Here is an 18,512-nt window from a genome sequence, read left to right on the forward strand (position 1 = left end):
CTAGTTTTTGCGGGTTAGAGTTGCGCCACCCCTTTTTCGATAGACCGGAGCTGTTCCAGCGATCGGTACGAGAGGTTTGTTTTGAACGAGATGACTCCGGCAGCTTCGTCGGCCGGTTCTCCGGCAAATACGCCGGCAGGTGGCGCGCTGCCGATCACGATCCGCGACGCCACCAAGGCTTACGGCCGGATCTTCGCGCTCGACAATGTTGACCTGGACGTCCGCAGCGGGGAGTTCCTGACTCTGCTCGGTCCCTCCGGCTCCGGAAAAACCACCCTATTGATGGTGCTGGCCGGTTTTACCCGCCCGGACTACGGCAGCATCAAATTCGGCGAGCGCGAGATTGTCCGCACGCCGCCCCATAAACGTGACCTGGGTATGGTGTTCCAAAACTATGCTCTTTTCCCCCACATGACCGTGGCGGCCAATGTCGCGTTTCCGCTCAAGCTGCGAAGTGTCTCTAAGCCCGAAATGGATCAACGGGTCGAGCAGGCGCTGGAGACGGTGCAGCTTGGCGGTTACGGCGAGCGGCGCATCGATCAGCTTTCGGGCGGCCAACGCCAGCGCGTGGCCCTGGCGCGGGCGATCGTTTTCGAGCCGCGCATTCTCCTGATGGACGAGCCGCTATCTGCGCTGGATAAGAAGCTGCGCGAGCAGATGCAGATTGAGCTGCGGCGTCTGCATGACAAGCTGGGTATGACCACGGTCTACGTGACCCACGACCAGCGCGAAGCCCTGACCATGTCCGACCGGATCGCCGTGATCAATCATGGCCGGGTGATGCAGCTGGGCACGCCCAACGAGATTTACGAACGCCCCGCCAACAGGTTCGTTGCGGACTTTATTGGAGAGTCGACCTTCCTGCCGGTGAGCATTCAGGACGGCGTCGCAAGCTTCGCCGGCCAGGCTCTGAAAGTGGCTCAGTTGCCGCGCGGCGATCATGAACTGCTTCTGATGCTGCGGCCTGAGCGTCTGCACCTCGTCACCAACGGCGAAGAGGTGCTTGATGGCGCCGTGAATGCTTTCCAGGCGCAGGTGCGCGAGATGGTCTATCAGGGCGACAGCTTTCTCATGTATACCGCACTCGAGGATGGCACGGAGGTCACCGTGCGCGGGATGACCCGGCGCGACATGGTCTCCAGTCTGCCTGCCATCGGCGATGCGGTTCAGCTTGCGTTGCATAGCGACGACACGGTGCTGGTCTCGGCCGAGGGGACTTGAGCGGTGAGTGACTTTGCGCTTCCGTCTTCCGGGCCGTCTTCTTCTTCGCCTGTGCGCTCCAATCAGCAGGAACTGAAGCGCGACGCCCGGCGCGAACGTTTCGTCCTTTTCAGTCTTTGCTCGCCGGCCCTTTTGCTGGTGCTGATCATCATGGTGCTGCCGGTCGGCTGGCTCTTCTGGCTGTCGTTCCTGGGCGAGGACGGCAACTTCACGCTGGAAAACTACCAGCGCATGGTGGAGAGCAAGTCCTATGCCCGGATCTTCCGCAACACCTTCGAAGTCAGTCTGCTGACCACGGCGATCTGTATTCTGATTGGCTACCCGTTGGCATATTTTCTGTCTCAGTTGCCCAGGCGGACGGCGAACCTCTGCATGATCACCGTCTTGCTACCCTTCTGGACCTCTCTGCTGGTGCGCACCTACGCCTGGCTGGTGCTGCTGCAGCGCCGGGGGCTGGTCAACGAATGGGGGATGGACATCGGGCTTTGGGATGAACCGATCAAGCTGGTGCACAACCTCACCGGCACGCTCATCGGCATGGTCCATATCATGCTGCCGTTCCTGATCCTGCCCGTTTATGGCTCCATGCGGGCGATCGACCGGGACTACCTGAAAGCCGCGGCGAATCTGGGCGCCAGTCCGACCCAGGCCTTCTGGCGGGTGTTCTTTCCGCTTTCGCTGCCGGGACTCTTTGCCGGGTCGCTGATCGTATTTGTGCTTTGCCTGGGCTTCTTCGTGACGCCCGCGGTGCTGGGTGGCGGCAAGGTCATCATGGTCTCCATGCGGATCGCCACCAACATCGAGCTTTTCTTCAACTGGGGCGCGGCCAGCGCGCTGGGGGTTGTGCTGCTGTTTCTCACTCTGGCGATTCTGGGCCTGGCGTCGCGCGTATTGCGTTTCGATCAGATCCTCGGCAGGGGGCACTGACCGTGAGTTGGTTCAGCCGTCCGGCCTCGGAAACCCAGATCACCAACGGCCAGCGCCTGTGGCTTTACGCCGTGGCCTGGCTCGTGATGATCTTCTTGCTGGCGCCCACCGTGATCGTGATCCCCATGTCCTTCTCGGACTCGCAGTATCTCGAGTTCCCACCCCGGGTCTGGTCTCTGCGCTGGTACGAGCACTACTTCGGTTCGCCGGCCTGGATGCAGGCGACCGCGACGTCACTGAAGGCCGGGGTTCTCACCATGCTGGTCGCGACGCCGATCGGGGTGATGGCAGCCTACGGCCTGTTCGTCTCAAAGATGCGCGCGGCGAGCCTGATTTTTCTGATCCTGGTCATGCCGATCATGGTGCCGGTCATCCTGGTGGCCATCGGTGTTTTCTACATCTATGTGCAGATCAATCTGGTCAACTCCTTGCTGGGGCTCGTACTGGCGCACTCCATTCTCGCCATCCCCCTGGTGGTCGTGGTGGTGAGCTCGGCGCTCAAAAGCTACGACATGAATCAGGAGATGGCCGCCCGCAGCCTGGGCGCCTCGCGCTTCAAGGCCTTTATGGTGATCACCCTGCCGCAGATCCGCTTTTCAGTGATCACCTCGGCGCTGCTGTCGTTCCTGACCTCCTTCGACGAGGTCATCGTCGCCATGTTCGTCTCAGGCGGCGAGAACTCCACTCTCACCCGCAACATGTTCAACGCGCTGCGGGATCAGATCGACCCGACCATTGCGTCTATCTCGACGATTATGATTATCGTCTCGACCAGCCTGCTGGTGCTGGCGCAGGCTTTCGGGAGATCGGACGACGAGACCTGATGCGATAGCACCGGGCGGGAAGATGGTTTGGGGAGATGAAGAGAGTCCTGCAAGCGCTTGCGGATAGCCTCGAAGCGCAGTCTGGTTCCATGACTGCAGCGCTCTGTGATGCTTTGCGTCGTTCCAAGGGTGACACGCATTTACCGCCCTGCGAGCCGCCCCCGGCCGGCCGGATGCTCGATCAGATCCTGGCGACCGGTAACCCCGATCCCCATCCCCTGCTTGCAGAGGTCGCGCGCAGCAGAGAGACACTGGCCTGGTACGGAGCCAGGCCTGAACGTATTCCCGAGGCGATTGGAGCGCGCCTCTTTTTCGTCGAGCTGCTGGGGCCCGACGGCATGGTGTTTTGCGACCGCTGCCGCCTAGGCCTGCTTCTTCAGATGCCGGAGTCGCACTATCCGGAGCATGCGCACGCGGCAGACGAGCTCTATCTGGTGCTGAGCGGAACCGCGGAATGGCGGTCTGAGGGATCAGAGCCGGCGTTGCGGCCACCTGGATCCTTCATCCATCACCCGGGAAGGCAGCGGCATGCCATGACCACGCAAGAAGAAGCCCTGCTCGCGGTCTGGGCCTGGACCGGCGATATCGGTTTCGAAAGCTACAGCATCGAAGCCGGGCCGTAGCCCTCGCGATGTCAGGCCGCCGCGTGGCGCCGGATGGCCGTCACCCGGAAGCGGTTGGCGACGAAGGCTGCGTCAGTCAGACAGGCGTTGCCGGCAGGGTTGGCGCCGCTGACGTGATAGTCGCTGAAGGCTGCGCTTTGATTGACGAAGATGTTGCCGGTCAGATTGCAGGACAGGCTGACACCGGCGCGTGAAAAGGCGTCCGCGGCTTTGTCCAGGGTGGCCTCATCTGTGGCATAAACGGCGGCTGTGATGGCGCCCTTGTCCCTGGCGGATTGCGCCGCGCGGGCAATGGCGTCCTCCGCCGAGTCCGCTGCTACCACGAAGGCGATGGGACCGAAGCGTTCTTCCAGATGGGCGTCGCTCTGCGCGGCGTCGATTTTGAGAAGCATGGGGGTCGCGGTGCGCGCGCCGTCAAGTCCTTCAATCGCCTCCGAAGCCCGTATTACCTCGCCGAGGGATCCGGCCTGCTTGACCCGTTCCAGGGTCGCGGGATTGGCGATGGCGCCGCAGATCCCGGCGGCGCGGGCCGGATCGCCCAGCAGCTTGTCGATGGCAATCTTGATTCCCTCGGCGACCTCGTCGAAGGACTTGTGGCCGGCGTCCGTCTCGATGCCGTCACGCGGCACATAGATGTTCTGCGGGGCGGTGCACATCTGACCGCTGTAGAGCGAGAGGGAAAAGGCGATGTTGCCGCACATGCCCTTGAAGTTGTCGGTCGAGGCGACCACGATGGAATTGACACCGGCTTCCTCGGTATAGACCTGAGCCTGCCGGGCGTTCTCACGGACCCACTGACCGAAGCTGTTCGAGCCGGTGAAGTCGACGATGGCGACCTCGGGATGCAGAACCAGATCCTTGGTGATCTCCGTGCCCGCCTCATCGGCGGCCAGCAGCAGAACGTTGGGATCGAACCCGGCTTCGCGCAGAACCTCGCGCCCGATCTCGATGCTGAGGGCGAGCGGCAGAACGGCTGTCGGGTGCGGTTTCACGATGACGCTGTTGCCTGTCGCGAGGCTGGCGAAAATGCCCGGATAGCCGTTCCAGGTCGGGAAGGTCGCGCAGCCGATGGTCACCGCGATGCCGCGCGGCAGGATGCGGAACTCCTTATCCATCACGATGGGATCGTGCTTGCCCTGGGGCTTGGTCCAGGTGGCGGTGGCGGGGTTGCGGGTCATCTCGGCGTAGGCATAGGCGACGGCCTCGACCGCCCGGTCCTGGGCGTGGGGTCCGCCGGCCTGAAAGGCCATGACGAAGGCCTGGCCGGTGGTGTGCATCACCGCGTTGGCCATCTCGAAACTGCGCTTGTTGATGCGGTGAATGATCTCCAGGCAAACGCCGGTGCGTTCCTCCACGGAGGCCAGAATCCAGGCTTCGCCAGCCGTCTTCGAGGCGCCGATCAGTTGATCGATGTCGGCGGCGGGGTAGGTGATTTCCAGGGGCAGGCCGAAGGGGGAGGCTTCCTTGCCGACCAGCTCGCCGTTGGTCGGGTGGCCGGCCAGCGCGAAGCTGTTTCCAAGGCGCGCCGTGAAGGCGGCTTCGCCATCGTCTTTTGCGGTCTCGCCGTAGATTTTTCCGCTTGGGGCTTCAGGGTAAGGGCTCCAGTAACCGCGGTCCCGCGCCGCCGCCAAAGCCTTGTCCAGCATCTCGCGATGGGTCTCGAAGAAGCGCGTCATGATTGGTCTCCCGTCAAGCGGTTACGCCCGGCAATCACCGCCAGGTGCGATGCGGACAAAGGTTGTTTTTGATTGATTTAAATAATTGACCGACCGGATGGTCTATGCAAGATGTTTTTTAACTGCGCAGGTGATCGACCCTGCCGATAGAATCACCGCGGCTTACTGCGGAAAGATAAACAGGGAGTGCGGGTATGAGCGAAGAGAGCATCCAGATCGAGCAGGCGGCGGGATATCGTGTTTTCACCCTGAACCGGCCTGAAAAACTCAACTCCTTTAACGCGGACATGAACCGGGCGCTCTTCGTCGCCTTCGAGGCGGCGGCTGCGGACGATGACTGCCGCGCGGTTTTGCTGACCGGTGCGGGCCGGGCTTTTTGCGCCGGGCAGGATCTGGGCGACCGGGACTTTTCGAAAATGGAGGGTCCGCCCGATCTCGGCGAGACCATCGAGACGCTCTACAATCCCCTGGTGCGCTCGATCCGGGCCATGGAAAAGCCGGTGGTCTGCGCGGTGAACGGTGTAGCCGCCGGGGCAGGCGCGAACATTGCCCTGGCCTGCGACATCGTGCTGGCGGCGAAGTCGGCGAAGTTCATTCAGGCTTTTTGCAAGATCGGGCTGGTGCCCGACAGCGGCGGCACCTGGAGCCTGGCCCGCCTGATCGGTGAGGCGCGGGCCAAGGCGTTGGCCATGACCGGCGTCCCGGTCTCCGCAGAAGACGCCGCGGACTGGGGGATGATCTGGCAGGCGGTCGAGGATGCGGCGCTGATGAACGAGGCGCGGGCGCTGATGGAAGGTTTCGCAAAGGCGCCGACCGTCGGTCTGGGCCTGACCAAACGGGCCATCCAGGCGGCGGCGACGAACAGCCTGGACCAGCAGCTCGATCTGGAGCGCGATCTGCAGCGCGAGGCAGGGCAGACCCCCGATTATGCCGAGGGCGTGAGCGCGTTCCTGGGTAAACGCGCGCCGAACTTCACGGGCCGCAAGGCATGAGCGAAGCAAAAGCCATGACGCCGGACGAACTGGCGAAGGCCTGTGCCGACTCCATGTGGGCCGATGACAGTGCGTCGCAAGCCCTGGGCTTTGAGATCGAAGAGGTGACGGCGGGGCGGGCACGGCTCTCCATGACCGTGCGTGAAGACATGCTCAACGGACAGCGGATCTGTCATGGGGGCTTTATCTTCACCCTGGCGGACAGCGCCTTCGCTTTTGCCTGCAACAGCTACAATCAGTTCGTGGTCGCGCAACACTGCGCGATCAGCTTCATCGCGCCCGCCTATGAGGATGACCGCCTGATTGCGACGGCAAAAGAGGTCACGCGCTATGGCCGCTCCGGAATCTACGACATCAGCGTGGCGCGCGAAGACGGCGCGGTGATTGCCGAGTTCCGGGGGCAGTCCCGCTCGGTCAAGGGCACGCATCTGCCGGAAGACGAGGTCGCTCTCAAAGCGTGAGAGTCCAAAAAGACAAGAAACAAAAGCGATAAGAACACCAAGACCAGGAGGATCGCACCATGGAAGACCGAACCCCGCAAAAGACGGATCTGGATCCGATAGAAATCGCGTCGCGGGACGAGATCGCCGGCCTCCAGCTCGAACGCCTGCGCTGGTCGCTCCGTCACGCTTATGAGAATACAGCTTTCTACAAGAAAAGCTTCGATGCGGCGGGCGTGCATCCGGATGATCTGAAGTCGCTCTCCGATCTCTCCAGGTTTCCTTTCACGGTCAAAACAGACCTGCGGGATAACTATCCCTTCGACATGTTTGCGGTACCGCGGGATCAGGTGGTGCGCATTCATGCTTCCTCGGGGACCACGGGCAAGCCCACGGTGGTTGGCTACACCCAGACCGATATCGACAACTGGGCGAGCCTTGTCGCCAGATCGATCCGGGCGTCCGGCGGGCGGCCCGGCGATATCGCGCATGTGGCTTACGGCTATGGTCTTTTCACCGGTGGCCTGGGCGCGCACTACGGCGCTGAGCAACTTGGCTGCACCGTTGTGCCGGTCTCCGGCGGCATGACCGAGCGGCAGGTCACCCTGATCCAGGATTTCAAACCCGACATCATCATGGTAACGCCGTCTTACATGCTCTCGATCCTGGATGAGTTCAAAGCCCAGGGTTTCGATCCGCGCGAAAGCTCGCTCAAGGTGGGGATTTTCGGGGCCGAGCCCTGGACCAACACCATGCGTCAGGAAATCGAGCAGGCCTTCGATATGCATGCGGTCGATATCTACGGCCTGTCGGAGGTCATGGGACCCGGCGTTGCCAATGAGTGCGTCGAGACCAAGGACGGCCTGCACATCTGGGAAGATCACTTCTATCCCGAGATCATCAATCCCGAGACCGGCGAGCCGGTCGAAGACGGTGAGCAGGGTGAGCTGGTTTTCACCTCGCTGACCAAAGAGGCTCTGCCGATCATCCGTTACCGCACGCGCGACCTCACGCGTCTTCTGCCGGGATCGGCCCGCAGCATGCGGCGCATGGAGAAGGTTACCGGGCGGTCCGACGACATGATTATCCTGCGCGGGGTCAATGTCTTCCCCACCCAGATCGAAGAACAGATCCTCAAGTGCGCGGGCCTGGCGCCTCATTTTCAGATCGAGCTGACCAACCCGGACCGCATGGATGTCATGACCGTTCATGCTGAAGCGACCGCCGAAGGCGCATCCGAAGCGGCACGCGAGGCGAGTGCGAAAGAGCTGATCCACCACATCAAGAGCGTCATCGGTGTCTCGGCGAAGGTGAGCGTCGGCGAGCCCCACGCGGTGGAACGCTCCATGGGTAAAGCCCGGCGGCTTGTCGACAAGCGCATAAAGAAGTAAGCAACGCACAGACCTACATCAGGGGAAGTTCTTTTTATGGCGCGCACACAGGCGCAGGACTACGGCGAGAAGCGCAACGCTATTCTGCGGCGTTCGGCCCGCCTCTTTGCCGACGGCGGTTTCGAGCGGACCTCCATGTCGAGCGTGGCGGCGGAATGCGGTGTCTCCAAACCACTGCTCTACCACTACTACACCAACAAGGAAGAGCTGCTCTTCGACATCATTCACGGACACCTGGAAGAACTCTGCGAAGCCATTGAACAGGCCGACGATCCGGATGCGGAGCCGAAAACGCGCTTGCGCGGACTGGTCGGTGCGCTGCTCGACTGCTACCGCGACGCCGATGCGGAACACAAGGTACAGATCAACGCCCTCTCGGCCCTGCCCAAGGATAAGCAGGAGGCCCTGAAAGGGCTGGAGCGCAAGCTGGTGGCGATCTTCGCGGATGCGGTCAAAGGCATCAACCCGGCCGTGGAAGACGGGCAATCGATCCTGAAACCGGTGACCATGTCCCTCTTCGGCATGCTGAACTGGCACTACATGTGGTTCCGCCCAGAGGGTTCCATCAGCCGCGAGGACTACGCGGATCTCGCCACGAACCTCTTTGTGAAGGGGCTGCTGGGGTTAAGGTAACGGCGCTGCCCGCTTGTCGTGAGGCAGGTCTTTAGGCCATAAAGCCCTCCATGGTCCCCACAGAATCCTCTTCTTCCGCCACCGCTTGTCTTGAGTCCCTGATCGATCGCCTGCATCGGCGTGAACGCCTGCGGGTCTGGTCGATTGTCATCACCGTCTACGGCGATGCCATCGTGCCGCGGGGCGGGGTGTTGTGGCTGGGGGCTTTGCAGGCCTTGCTGGAACGGCTGCGCATTGAACCGGGGGCTTTGCGGGCGGCCATGTCGCGGCTGGCGTCGGATCACTGGCTGAGCCGTGAGAAGCGGGGGCGGCGCAGTTACTATGCGCTGTCTGAGACCGGGGAGCGTTCCTTTGCCCTGGCGACCCAACGGATCTATGCGGCGGGTCCCGTCGCATGGGACGGCGGCTGGACGATCTGCGTGGCGCCGGAAGAGGCCGGCGAAGCGCGGGATGCCCGGCGCAAGGCCCTGCGCGAGCTGGGCTTCGGGACTCTGGGGCCGACGGTCTTTTGCCGTCCGGACACCGAAGACGCGCCAGATGCCGGCGAGTTTCTGGCTGGGGCGGTCGTCTTTTCGGCCAAGGCGCCAGTGAACGCACATCTACCACCGCTGACCTCCGCCGCTTGGCTGCTGGAAGATACGGGAGCAGCTTACAATGAGATTCTGCGGGTGTTCTCGCCTCTCTTGGCGAGCTTGCGGGACGGAGCACAGCTTGCCCCCCTGGACGCTATGGCCGCGCGCACACTGCTGATCCACGATTTCCGCAGGATCGCCCTGAAAGATCCTCTGCTGCCCCCGGAACTCTTGCCCGAGGACTGGGCGGGACGGGAGGCCCGGGAGACCGTGGCGGAGCTGTATCGTCTGCTGCTGCCGCAGAGTGATCGCTGGCTCGATGGATGCGATGGCGCGCCGGATGGTGGTTTGCCGCCGAATTCAGGGGCGTTTTCCGCGCGTTTTGGGGGTTTGCCGTCCTGATTTCCAGTTAAATGTTACGAAAAATGTATTGATAAAATCATATTTGTAACATATTGTGTCGATGCTGCAGTGTGAAAGCAGATTGCGTTTAAGGTGGCTCAAAATTCGCTGCCTCTCAATTAGCAAGGAGCTAATGTCGAACGCAAATTTTGAGACGCTATGAGTTAAGAAAAACGCGATCCGCGATAGAGGTGATGCTATGTATTCCCAGGGGCTGATCGGTGCGGACGGCACCACCCATGAAGACGAGGAATTCCTCGCGGCCTTTCAGGCGCGGATCGATGCGGAACTCAAGATCGAACCGAACGATCCCATGCCCGCCGGCTACCGCAAGACGCTGGTGCGCCAGATCGCCCAGCACGCCCACTCCGAAATCGTCGGCATGCTGCCCGAAGGCAACTGGATTACCCGCGCGCCGACCCTGCGCCGCAAGGCGGCGTTGCTGGCCAAGGTCCAGGACGAGGGCGGGCACGGGCTTTATCTCTATTCCGCCGCCGAGACCCTGGGGGTCAGCCGGGAAGAACTGGTCGGTCAGTTGCTGAGCGGCAAGGCCAAATACTCTTCGATTTTCAATTATCCGGCCATCACCTGGGCCGACATCGGCACCATCGGCTGGCTGGTCGACGGCGCGGCGATCATGAACCAGATCCCGCTCTGCCGCTGTTCCTTCGGCCCTTACGCGCGGGCCATGATCCGGGTCTGCAAGGAAGAGAGCTTCCATCAGCGCCAGGGCTACGAGATCATGCTGACCCTCTGTAAGGGCAGCGACGAACAAAAGGCCATGGCGCAGGATGCGCTGGACCGCTGGTGGTGGCCGTCGCTGATGATGTTCGGGCCGCACGACGCGGATTCGACCCATTCCGACCAGTCCATGGCCTGGAAGATCAAACGCTTCACCAACGACGAACTGCGCCAGAAGTTCATCGACGCAACTGTGCCGCAGGCGGAGTTCCTGGGTCTTACCATGCCCGACCCGGATCTGAAATGGAACGAGGAGAAGGGCGGCTACGACCACGGTGAAATCGACTGGGATGAGTTTTGGCGCGTGGTCAAGGGCGACGGTATCTGCAACCGCGACCGCATGAAGGCGCGCCGTAAGGCCCATGATGACAACACCTGGGTCCGCGAAGCGGCGCTGGCCTACGCGGAGAAGACCGCGGCCCGCGAAACCGCCGTTGCCGCTGAATAGGCGCACGAGCTCTGGCAATTGAGCGCAAGTTTAATGAGAGACTGATATGACCGAGAAGAATACCCCCCTGTGGGAAGTTTTCATCCGCGCCCGCAATGGCCTGAGCCATAAGCACGTCGGCTCGCTGCATGCGGTCGATGCGGAAATGGCGATGCAGGCTGCGCGCGACGTCTATACCCGGCGCGGCGAGGGCCAGTCGGTCTGGGTGGTGCGTTCCAGTGACATTGTCGCCTCCGATCCGACCGAGAAGGAGACGATGTTCGAACCGACCGGCTCGAAGATTTACCGCCATCCGACCTTCTATGACATTCCCGAAGATGTGGGGCACATGTGATGCCGGACGCAGACCTCAAACCCGAAACCCTGTTCAAGTACGTCCTGCGCCTGGCTGACGATCAGTTGATCCTGGGCCAGCGGCTGGGCGAGTGGTGCGGCCATGCTCCGACGCTGGAAGAAGAGCTGGCGCTGGCCAATATCGGGCTGGATCTTCTGGGTCAGGCCCGTTCGCTCTACAGCTATGCGGGCGAAATCGAAGGCAAGGGCCAGGGCGAGGACGATCTCGCTTTCCTGCGCCCCGAGCGGGAGTATCTGAATGCCCTGCTGGTGGAGCAGCCCAACGGCGACTTCGCGGTCACCATCGTGCGACAGGTCTTTCATGCTGCTTTCATGGTTCCTTTCTGGCGCACGATGACGGCCTCCAGCGACGAGACACTCGCGGCGATCGCGGCAAAATCACTGAAGGAGGTCGAGTATCATCTCCGGCATTCTTCCGAGTGGCTGATCCGGCTGGGCGACGGCACCGAAGAAAGTCATCGGCGCAGCCAGGATGCGCTTGAGGAGCTTTGGGGCTACGCCAGCGAGCTCTTCGAGATGGACGCGCTTGCCGATGAAATGCTCGATTGTGGAATCGCTGTCGATGCCGCCGCACTGAAGGCGGAATGGGACGCGACCGTGAATGCGGTTCTCGAGCGCGCTTCCCTGACCCGGCCTATGGACAGCTGGTCGCAGTCCGGCGGACGGAGCGGGCGGCACAGCGAGCACCTGGGGCACATCCTCAGCGAGCTGCAGTACATGCAGCGTACCTATCCGGGCCTGAGCTGGTAATGCGATGACTGCCGCCGCACCATCGACCGACTCCATGAAGACCGCTAAGGCCTGGGAAGCGGCTGCGACCGTCTGCGACCCCGAGATTCCGGTGCTGACCATCGAGGATCTGGGCGTTTTGCGCGATGTGCAGGTGGCGGAGAGCGGCGCGGCCGTCGTGACGATCACGCCGACCTATTCGGGCTGTCCGGCCATGTTGGTCATGGAAACGGAAATTCTGGGTGCGATGCGCAGCGCTGGCTTCGATGATGTGCGGGTCGAGACGGTGCTTTCGCCGGCCTGGACGACCGACTGGCTGTCGGATGCCGGACGGGAAAAGCTGCGGGCTTACGGCATTGCCCCGCCGGTACGTGCCTCCAGTTCACGCCAGGCGCTCTTCGGCAAGGACTCGGTGGACTGCCCGCAGTGCGGCTCTTGCAATACGGAGCGGGTGAGCGAATTCGGTTCGACCGCCTGCAAGGCGCTCTATCGCTGCAAGGCCTGCGCCGAGCCATTCGATTATTTCAAGTGTTTGTAGAATTCTGTCTGTGAGAGGGTGGCCATGGCCAAATTTCATTCTTTGACCATTGCCGACGTCCGCCGGGAGACGGCGGATGCGGTGTCGATTTCCTTCTCGGTGCCCGAAGAATTGCGCGAAGCCTATCGCTATACGCCGGGTCAGTACCTCACGCTGCGCACGGATGTCGACGGTGAAGACACCCGGCGCTCCTACTCGATCTGTTCCGGACTGGACGACGGCGAGTTGCGGGTCGCGGTGAAGAAAGTCGAGGGAGGAGTCTTCTCGACCTTCGCCAATGACAATCTGACCGTGGGCATGGCACTTGACGTCATGACGCCGGAAGGCCGCTTCCTGGCCGAGCCTCATGAAGATGCGGCGGGCAGCTATGTGGCCTTCGCCGCAGGCAGCGGCGTGACTCCTATCCTTGCGATTGCGAAGAGCCTGCTCGAGCGCGAGCCGCAGAGCGAATTCACTTTTTTCTACGGAAACCGGACAACGGATTCGATCATCTTCCGGACGGCTCTGGAGGATCTCAAGGACCGCTTTCTCGAGCGCTTCCGCCTAATCCATGTCCTGAGCCGGGAAGCACAGGATGTCGATCTGCTGCACGGCCGGCTGGATGCCGGGCGCATCCGCGACCTGGTGCAGACTGGCCTCTTCAATCCGGCGGAGGTGGATGCCTTTTTCCTCTGCGGCCCCGGCGACATGATCGAGCAGGCCAAATCGGCTCTTGAAGATCTAAACGTCGCGCCGGAGAAAGTACGCGCTGAGATGTTCGTGCCCGCCGAGGGCGCACCGCCGCCCCGCGAAGCCTCGGCGCGGGCCAAGGAAACGGCGAAGCAGGGCGCGACCATCGAGACCGTTCTCGACGGCACCCGCCGCAGCATCGAAATGCTCGAGGGTGACGAGAACGTTGTTGCCGCCGCCGCCCGGCAGGGTCTGGAACTGCCCTATTCCTGCAAGGGCGGGATGTGCTGCACCTGCCGCTGCAAAGTGGTGGAGGGTGAAGCGGAGATGGCGACCAATTATTCGCTCGAGCCCTGGGAACAGGAAGCCGGGTTTATCCTGGCCTGCCAGGCACGGCCGCTGACCGAAAAGCTGGTGCTCGATTTCGACGAAGTCTAAGCCGGTGATCTTCGTTCACGACGTGACCTGAAGAACAAGTTCCCGCGCCTATCTGAACTTTAACTCGTCTAATTTTGCGCGAACGCCTATCCTGTCCCCATTACCTTTGGTTTAGGTTTTTTTGGGGACGGATTTCATGGCGATAAAGATAGGCGGCGTCGAATTCTATATGGGCCCGAAGACAGTGGGCGCACCCGACGATCTGGAAGCCGTGATTGTCGATTTTATCGACGGCGCAAAAAAGCGCCTGGAGATCGCGGTTCAGGAGCTGGAGAGCCGGCCCATTGCCGAAGCCATCATCCGGGCCCGTGCCAGGAAGTGCCTGGTGAAGATCGTCCTGGAGCAGGATTATCTGAAGTCCTCGAAGCTGCAGAGCAACCCCTGGGAAGCGAGCGGCAAGTACGAGCCGAACCGGGAGATCCACAACGCCATTCTGCGGTCCCGGATCGACGTCAAGACCGACTACAACACGAGCATATTCCACCAGAAATTCATCGTGCGGGACCGGGTGTCGCTGCTGACCGGCTCCACCAACTTTACGCCGACCGGGACGCACAGCAACCTCAACCACATCGTGGTCATCCATGACGAAAAGGTGGCCAAGATCTACGCACGCGAGTTCGCCGAAATCCAGCGCGGCCATTTCGGCAAGCGCAACGAAGGGCATGATGAAACCCCGACCGACCGCATCGTGTCGGACCTGCCCATTCGGATTCTCTTCGCTCCGGACCACAATCCGGAAATGGAGATCATGAAGCAGATGTTGAAGGCGAAGAAACGCATCGACTTCGCGATCTTCACCTTCGCCAAGTCTTCCGGGATCGACGACACCATGCTGCGCCTGTTGGATATGAATATGCCGATTACCGGCGCGTTCGACGGCGCGCAGGGCGCACAGAAGTGGGCGGCGGTCAAACCGCTGCAGAAAAAGGGCGCGAATCTGACCGCCGTCTGGAAAGGCAAGGGCGTCGGCAAGCTGCATCACAAGCTGATGGTACTGGATGAGCAGGTCGTGATCGGCGGGTCGTTCAATTACACCGGTCCGGCCAACCGTCTGAACGACGAAAACATCTTTATTCTGGGCGACCTGCAAACCACCTCCGCGGCCAGCCGCAGGGCGCAAAAAAAGGTCGGTGCCTTCGCCCTGAAGGAGATCGAACGCATCATCAAGGATCACGGAGCGCCGATCAGGCGCCCGCGCTAAAAGAGACTTAAAGCAATTTGCGTTTAAACAGACACAAAATTCGCTGCCTCTCGATCAGCAAATTGCTGATCTTGAACGCAGACTTTGAGATGCTGTGATTCAAGAAAAACGCAATTCGCTATAGTTTCGCTTTACTTCGTCTGACCGAGGGTTTGGTAGGAGCTGTCTTCATAGCAGGGGCGGTTGGCTTCGATTTCGGTCAGCGGCTGTACTTTTTTCATGCTGGCCATAGAGCGCCGGGTGAGCTGCTGGTATTCGGCGGTGCCGCGGCTCTTCCAGTCGATTTCCTGATCCGTCAGTTCGCGCAGGATTCGGGCGGGCGTGCCGACCGCCAGGGAACGGGCGGGGATTTTCTTGCCCTCGGGTACGAAGGCTGCCGCGCCGATGATTGAAGACTCGCCGATTTCGGCACGGTCCATAACCACCGCGTTCATCCCGACCAGAACGTTCCGTCCGATCTGTGCGCCGTGAATGACCGCCCCATGTCCGATGTGTCCATCCGGCCCTATGACGGTCTCCACACCGGGAAAGCCGTGCACGACGCAGGTGTCCTGAACATTGGCGCCTTCCTGCACCACGATCCGCCCGAAGTCGCCCCGCAGGCTCGCCGCCGGGCCAATGTAACAGCCCGGGCCGATAATAACGTCCCCGATCAGAATGGCGTTGGAGTGGACGAAGGCGGTTGGATCGACGACCGGGATCATGCCGTCGATCTCGTAACAACTATCCATGAAAGCTTCTCTCGAATTGCCGTGTTTTGACCATGCCGCATGGTAACCGGGAAGGGGCCTCTAGACCAGATGGCAGGCGACCTTGTGTCCCTTCCCGATGAGCCGGAGTTCGGGAGGCGTTTCGTGACAGCGGGCCTCTGCCAGGGGACAGCGTCCGGCAAAGCGGCAGCCTTTGGGCAGGTCGATCGGGCTTGGCGGGTCGCCCTCCAGGCGGATGCGGTTGGCCCGGTTTGCGGCGCGCTTCCCCGCCCGCGCCGAGGGCACCGCCGAAAGCAGGGCCTTGGTGTAGGGATGCCGGGGTCGGACAAAGAGCGAAACCCGGTCCGCCTGCTCGACGATTTGTCCCAGATACATGACCGCGATCTCGTCGCAAATGTACTGTACGACGCCCAGGTCATGGGAGATGAAGAGGTAGGTCAGACCCAGCTCCTCCTGCAGACGCCGCATAAGGTTGAGGATCTGGGCCTGGATCGCGACGTCCAGCGCGGAGACGGGCTCGTCGCAGACCACCAGCTCGGGACGGGTGGCGATGGCGCGTGCGAGGCCAATGCGCTGCCGCTGGCCGCCGGAGAACTGATGAGGAAAGAGCGCCTGTTGTTCGGGGCGCAGGCCGACCTGGGCGAAGAGCTCCTGTACCAGTCCGTCACGATCGGCCTCGGCGCCGATCTCCATCAGGTCCAGCGGTTCGCGGACGATCTGCCCCGCCCGGACCCTTGGGTTGAGCGATGAAAAGGGATCCTGGAAAACGATCTGGAAGCGCTTGCGTGCCAGACGCAGCGCTTCGCCGGTGAGTGCGCTGATCTCAGTGTCGTCCAGGAAGACCCGGCCCGCGGTAATCGGCACCAATCGGACCGAGGCGAGGGCCGTGGTGGTTTTCCCGGAGCCGGACTCGCCGACAATCCCAAAGGTCTTTCCGCGTTCGACCTCGAGGCTGACACCGTCGACGGCATGGACGGTCTTGCTGGCTTTCCCGGGTATCCAACTCTTACCCCCAAAGTGAACCTTGAGGTCTTCGATGCGGAGCAGGAGGTCGCGGTCAGGGATTTCCGCTGTCATGACGTGCCGTCTTCCACCAGCAGCCAGCAGGCGGCACTGTGGTCACCGCCGACGGGCTGTCGTTCAGGCCGTTCGTCGTGGCAGCGCGCGAAGGCATGCTTGCAGCGCGGCGCGAAAGCGCAACCGCTGCCCAATCGGCTCAGGGGCGGAACCACACCCGGAATTTCCTCCAGCGGCGGCCGCTCGCTGCCCGGGTTCGGATCCAGTTGCGGCACGCAGGCAATCAGACCCTGGGTGTAGGGATGGCGCGGCGCTTCGAGGATGGCCTCGACCGGCCCCTCCTCGACGACGCGTCCGGCGTACATCACGGTCACCCGGTCGGTCATCTCGGCGATCGCGCCCATATCGTGGGTGATCAGGATGATCGCTGTTTGAAGGTGCTGATTGAGATCCCGCAACAGATCGAAAATCTGGGCCTGCACGGTGACGTCAAGCGCCGTGGTCGGTTCGTCGGCGATGATGACTTTGGGGCCGCAGGCCAGGGCGATGGCGATCATGACCCTCTGCCGCATGCCGCCGGAGAGCTGGTGCGGGTAGGACTCTGCCCTGGCTTCGGGTTCGGGAATGCCGACGGATTTCAAGATTTCAACTGCGCGCTTTGCCGCGTCCTTCTCGCTGATCCCTTCGTGCAGACGGAGGGACTCGGCGATCTGTTCACCCACCGTAAAGACAGGGTTGAGCGAGGTCATGGGTTCCTGAAAGATCATCGAGATGTCTTTGCCGCGAATGTCGCGCATACGGCGTTCGTCCAAGGACAGGAGATCTGTGCCGGAAAGGCGGACCCGGCCGGCGGTGATCTTGCCCGGCGGGCTGGGGATCAGGCGCAGGATGGAGAGGGCGGTCATGGACTTGCCGCAGCCGGATTCACCGACGATACCCAGGGTTTCGCCCGCGCGCAGTTCCAGCGAGACCTCGTCCAGCACCTTCGCCGTGCCGTCGCGGGTCTCGAACTCGACGCAGAGATCGGTAACCTGGAGCAGCAGTTCTTTCGGCGGCATATCGCTCATCGTTCGCGCAGCTTCGGATTGAAGGCGTCATTGAGCCCGTCGCCGATCAGGCTGACCGCCAGGACCGTGATGAAGATCATCCCGCCGGGCAGGGTCACCGCCCACCAGGCGTCCAGGATGTTGTCGCGCCCGGAACCGATCATGTAGCCCCAACTGTAGGTATTGGGGTCGCTCAGGCCGAGGAAGCTCAGACCGGCCTCGAAGAGAATGGCGGTTCCGATGGTCAGGGTGGCCGAGACGATCAGGGGCGGCAGGGCATTGGGCAGGATCACACGCCAAATGATCCGGGGGTTTTTCGCGCCGACGGAACGGGCCGCCGAGACATATTCCAGATTCCGGATTCGCAGGAACTCCGCGCGGGCCAGACGCGCCGTGGGCGGCCAACTGACCAGACCGATGGCAATGGCGACCACGGTCAGGGATGACGAAAAGAGCGTGACCAGAACCATGGCGAACATCAGGGCCGGGAGCACCTGGAAGAACTCGGTGACCCGCATCAGGATATCGTCGACAAGGCCCAGATAGAAACCGGCCAGAGCGCCGACGGTCAGTCCGATGGTCACGGTGATGAAGGCGGCGGCCAGGCCGACCGCGAGGGTCGCGACGCCGCCATGAATCAGGCCTGCCAGGATGTCCCGGCCCAGGTAATCCGTCCCGAGCGGTGCGGTTGCTTCCTGTCCCGGCGGCGTCAAGGGTGCCCAGACGATCTCAAAGGGGTCGACGCTGTAGACCAGGGGGCCGATCAGGGTGATCAGCACCAGGAACCCCAGCAACACCAATCCGAACATGGCGGCAGTGTTCCGCTGGAACATACGCCAGGCTTCCGAGACGGGATGTTCCGCCTTCGGGATGCCGCCCTGGATCATGGCGTCGGTGGAATCGCTCTGCGCCATGAT

At 62.0% G+C, this 18,512-nt stretch carries 20 protein-coding genes; 15 read left to right on the forward strand and 5 right to left on the reverse strand.

Translation table 11 applies throughout. From position 1 onward, the window contains the following. Positions 1-90 precede the first annotated feature (90 nt). Genes FKG95_RS22610 through FKG95_RS22625 form a run of 4 tightly spaced genes read left to right on the forward strand, consistent with a single transcriptional unit; the run spans position 91 to position 3,595 of the window. Positions 91-1,221: an ABC transporter ATP-binding protein gene (locus FKG95_RS22610; RefSeq protein ID WP_142898894.1), complete on the forward strand. Its 1,131-nt coding sequence runs from the start codon at positions 91-93 to the stop codon at positions 1,219-1,221. A 3-nt stretch (positions 1,222-1,224) separates the two neighbouring features. After that, on the forward strand, positions 1,225-2,148 hold the full coding sequence (locus FKG95_RS22615; protein ID WP_246116865.1) for an ABC transporter permease: 924 nt from the start codon (positions 1,225-1,227) through the stop codon (positions 2,146-2,148). Between the two features lie 2 nt (positions 2,149-2,150). Then, complete coding sequence (locus tag FKG95_RS22620) at positions 2,151-2,972, forward strand: ABC transporter permease (RefSeq protein WP_218940331.1); 822 nt, start codon at positions 2,151-2,153, stop codon at positions 2,970-2,972. A 35-nt stretch (positions 2,973-3,007) separates the two neighbouring features. After that, on the forward strand, positions 3,008-3,595 hold the full coding sequence (locus tag FKG95_RS22625) for a dimethylsulfonioproprionate lyase family protein (RefSeq protein ID WP_142898704.1): 588 nt from the start codon (positions 3,008-3,010) through the stop codon (positions 3,593-3,595). 11 nt (positions 3,596-3,606) lie between these two features. On the opposite strand, the gene paaN is transcribed toward FKG95_RS22625, so the two are convergent. Next, the gene (paaN, locus tag FKG95_RS22630) at positions 3,607-5,271 is read right to left on the reverse strand and encodes a phenylacetic acid degradation protein PaaN (RefSeq protein WP_142898705.1); all 1,665 of its coding nucleotides are present in this window, start codon (positions 5,269-5,271) and stop codon (positions 3,607-3,609) included. 194 nt (positions 5,272-5,465) lie between these two features. Between paaN and paaG the strand changes: the two genes are divergently transcribed. From paaG to FKG95_RS22685, 11 genes are all read left to right on the forward strand, one after another. Continuing rightward, a complete protein-coding gene (gene paaG, locus FKG95_RS22635) occupies positions 5,466-6,263 on the forward strand; it encodes a 2-(1,2-epoxy-1,2-dihydrophenyl)acetyl-CoA isomerase PaaG (protein ID WP_142898706.1) in 798 nt (265 codons plus the stop codon). Further along, the gene (paaI, locus tag FKG95_RS22640) at positions 6,260-6,724 is read left to right on the forward strand and encodes a hydroxyphenylacetyl-CoA thioesterase PaaI (RefSeq protein WP_142898707.1); all 465 of its coding nucleotides are present in this window, start codon (positions 6,260-6,262) and stop codon (positions 6,722-6,724) included. The genes paaG and paaI overlap by 4 nt, the downstream gene beginning before the upstream one ends. Positions 6,725-6,783: 59 nt before the next feature. Beyond that, positions 6,784-8,094 (forward strand): phenylacetate--CoA ligase PaaK, encoded by a 1,311-nt coding sequence (paaK, locus tag FKG95_RS22645; protein ID WP_142898708.1) that lies wholly within the window; start codon positions 6,784-6,786, stop codon positions 8,092-8,094. A 36-nt stretch (positions 8,095-8,130) separates the two neighbouring features. Further along, on the forward strand, positions 8,131-8,727 hold the full coding sequence (locus tag FKG95_RS22650) for a TetR/AcrR family transcriptional regulator (RefSeq protein WP_142898709.1): 597 nt from the start codon (positions 8,131-8,133) through the stop codon (positions 8,725-8,727). Positions 8,728-8,777: 50 nt separating this feature from the next. Further along, positions 8,778-9,701 carry a PaaX family transcriptional regulator gene (locus tag FKG95_RS22655; RefSeq protein WP_142898710.1) on the forward strand — a complete coding sequence of 308 codons (924 nt, stop codon included), beginning with the start codon at positions 8,778-8,780 and terminating at the stop codon, positions 9,699-9,701. A 199-nt stretch (positions 9,702-9,900) separates the two neighbouring features. After that, positions 9,901-10,890, forward strand: coding sequence for a 1,2-phenylacetyl-CoA epoxidase subunit PaaA (gene paaA, locus FKG95_RS22660; RefSeq protein WP_142898711.1), 990 nt, complete (start codon positions 9,901-9,903; stop codon positions 10,888-10,890). Positions 10,891-10,936: 46 nt separating this feature from the next. Then, positions 10,937-11,224, forward strand: coding sequence for a 1,2-phenylacetyl-CoA epoxidase subunit PaaB (paaB, locus tag FKG95_RS22665; protein ID WP_142898712.1), 288 nt, complete (start codon positions 10,937-10,939; stop codon positions 11,222-11,224). Then, a complete protein-coding gene (gene paaC / locus FKG95_RS22670; protein ID WP_142898713.1) occupies positions 11,224-11,994 on the forward strand; it encodes a 1,2-phenylacetyl-CoA epoxidase subunit PaaC in 771 nt (256 codons plus the stop codon). The genes paaB and paaC overlap by 1 nt, the downstream gene beginning before the upstream one ends. 4 nt (positions 11,995-11,998) lie before the next feature. After that, positions 11,999-12,511 carry a 1,2-phenylacetyl-CoA epoxidase subunit PaaD gene (paaD, locus tag FKG95_RS22675; protein WP_179954234.1) on the forward strand — a complete coding sequence of 171 codons (513 nt, stop codon included), beginning with the start codon at positions 11,999-12,001 and terminating at the stop codon, positions 12,509-12,511. Positions 12,512-12,535: 24 nt separating this feature from the next. After that, positions 12,536-13,618 (forward strand): 1,2-phenylacetyl-CoA epoxidase subunit PaaE, encoded by a 1,083-nt coding sequence (gene paaE, locus FKG95_RS22680; protein ID WP_142898714.1) that lies wholly within the window; start codon positions 12,536-12,538, stop codon positions 13,616-13,618. A gap of 136 nt (positions 13,619-13,754) precedes the next feature. Further along, positions 13,755-14,822, forward strand: coding sequence for a phospholipase D-like domain-containing protein (locus FKG95_RS22685; protein ID WP_142898715.1), 1,068 nt, complete (start codon positions 13,755-13,757; stop codon positions 14,820-14,822). Between the two features lie 131 nt (positions 14,823-14,953). Here FKG95_RS22685 and FKG95_RS22690 read toward each other — a convergent pair whose 3' ends face one another. Genes FKG95_RS22690 through FKG95_RS22705 form a run of 4 tightly spaced genes read right to left on the reverse strand, consistent with a single transcriptional unit; the run spans position 14,954 to position 18,509 of the window. Next, the gene (locus tag FKG95_RS22690) at positions 14,954-15,553 is read right to left on the reverse strand and encodes a transferase hexapeptide repeat family protein (protein ID WP_142898716.1); all 600 of its coding nucleotides are present in this window, start codon (positions 15,551-15,553) and stop codon (positions 14,954-14,956) included. Between the two features lie 60 nt (positions 15,554-15,613). After that, complete coding sequence (locus FKG95_RS22695; RefSeq protein ID WP_142898717.1) at positions 15,614-16,609, reverse strand: ABC transporter ATP-binding protein; 996 nt, start codon at positions 16,607-16,609, stop codon at positions 15,614-15,616. Then, on the reverse strand, positions 16,606-17,616 hold the full coding sequence (locus FKG95_RS22700; RefSeq protein WP_246116866.1) for an ABC transporter ATP-binding protein: 1,011 nt from the start codon (positions 17,614-17,616) through the stop codon (positions 16,606-16,608). The genes FKG95_RS22695 and FKG95_RS22700 overlap by 4 nt, the downstream gene beginning before the upstream one ends. Then, positions 17,613-18,509, reverse strand: coding sequence for an ABC transporter permease (locus tag FKG95_RS22705; protein WP_246116867.1), 897 nt, complete (start codon positions 18,507-18,509; stop codon positions 17,613-17,615). Before FKG95_RS22705 ends, FKG95_RS22700 begins: the two co-directional genes overlap by 4 nt. Positions 18,510-18,512: the final 3 nt, after the last annotated feature.

The organism is Denitrobaculum tricleocarpae, from assembly GCF_007004665.1.
In the GTDB taxonomy this organism is placed as follows: domain Bacteria; phylum Pseudomonadota; class Alphaproteobacteria; order Kiloniellales; family Kiloniellaceae; genus Denitrobaculum; species Denitrobaculum tricleocarpae.

Excerpts from the sequence above, each read along its gene's own strand:
- FKG95_RS22610 (WP_142898894.1), top strand. The coding sequence starts at position 91 with ATGACTCCGGCAGCTTCGTCGGCCGGTTCTCCGGCAAATACGCCGGCA.
- FKG95_RS22625 (WP_142898704.1), top strand. The coding sequence starts at position 3,008 with ATGAAGAGAGTCCTGCAAGCGCTTGCGGATAGCCTCGAAGCGCAGTCT.
- paaN (WP_142898705.1), bottom strand. The coding sequence starts at position 5,271 with ATGACGCGCTTCTTCGAGACCCATCGCGAGATGCTGGACAAGGCTTTG.
- paaG (WP_142898706.1), top strand. The coding sequence starts at position 5,466 with ATGAGCGAAGAGAGCATCCAGATCGAGCAGGCGGCGGGATATCGTGTT.
- paaI (WP_142898707.1), top strand. The coding sequence starts at position 6,260 with ATGAGCGAAGCAAAAGCCATGACGCCGGACGAACTGGCGAAGGCCTGT.
- paaK (WP_142898708.1), top strand. The coding sequence starts at position 6,784 with ATGGAAGACCGAACCCCGCAAAAGACGGATCTGGATCCGATAGAAATC.
- FKG95_RS22650 (WP_142898709.1), top strand. The coding sequence starts at position 8,131 with ATGGCGCGCACACAGGCGCAGGACTACGGCGAGAAGCGCAACGCTATT.
- FKG95_RS22655 (WP_142898710.1), top strand. The coding sequence starts at position 8,778 with ATGGTCCCCACAGAATCCTCTTCTTCCGCCACCGCTTGTCTTGAGTCC.
- paaA (WP_142898711.1), top strand. The coding sequence starts at position 9,901 with ATGTATTCCCAGGGGCTGATCGGTGCGGACGGCACCACCCATGAAGAC.
- paaB (WP_142898712.1), top strand. The coding sequence starts at position 10,937 with ATGACCGAGAAGAATACCCCCCTGTGGGAAGTTTTCATCCGCGCCCGC.
- paaC (WP_142898713.1), top strand. The coding sequence starts at position 11,224 with ATGCCGGACGCAGACCTCAAACCCGAAACCCTGTTCAAGTACGTCCTG.
- paaD (WP_179954234.1), top strand. The coding sequence starts at position 11,999 with ATGACTGCCGCCGCACCATCGACCGACTCCATGAAGACCGCTAAGGCC.
- paaE (WP_142898714.1), top strand. The coding sequence starts at position 12,536 with ATGGCCAAATTTCATTCTTTGACCATTGCCGACGTCCGCCGGGAGACG.
- FKG95_RS22685 (WP_142898715.1), top strand. The coding sequence starts at position 13,755 with ATGGCGATAAAGATAGGCGGCGTCGAATTCTATATGGGCCCGAAGACA.
- FKG95_RS22690 (WP_142898716.1), bottom strand. The coding sequence starts at position 15,553 with ATGGATAGTTGTTACGAGATCGACGGCATGATCCCGGTCGTCGATCCA.
- FKG95_RS22695 (WP_142898717.1), bottom strand. The coding sequence starts at position 16,609 with ATGACAGCGGAAATCCCTGACCGCGACCTCCTGCTCCGCATCGAAGAC.
- FKG95_RS22700 (WP_246116866.1), bottom strand. The coding sequence starts at position 17,616 with ATGAGCGATATGCCGCCGAAAGAACTGCTGCTCCAGGTTACCGATCTC.
- FKG95_RS22705 (WP_246116867.1), bottom strand. The coding sequence starts at position 18,509 with ATGGCGCAGAGCGATTCCACCGACGCCATGATCCAGGGCGGCATCCCG.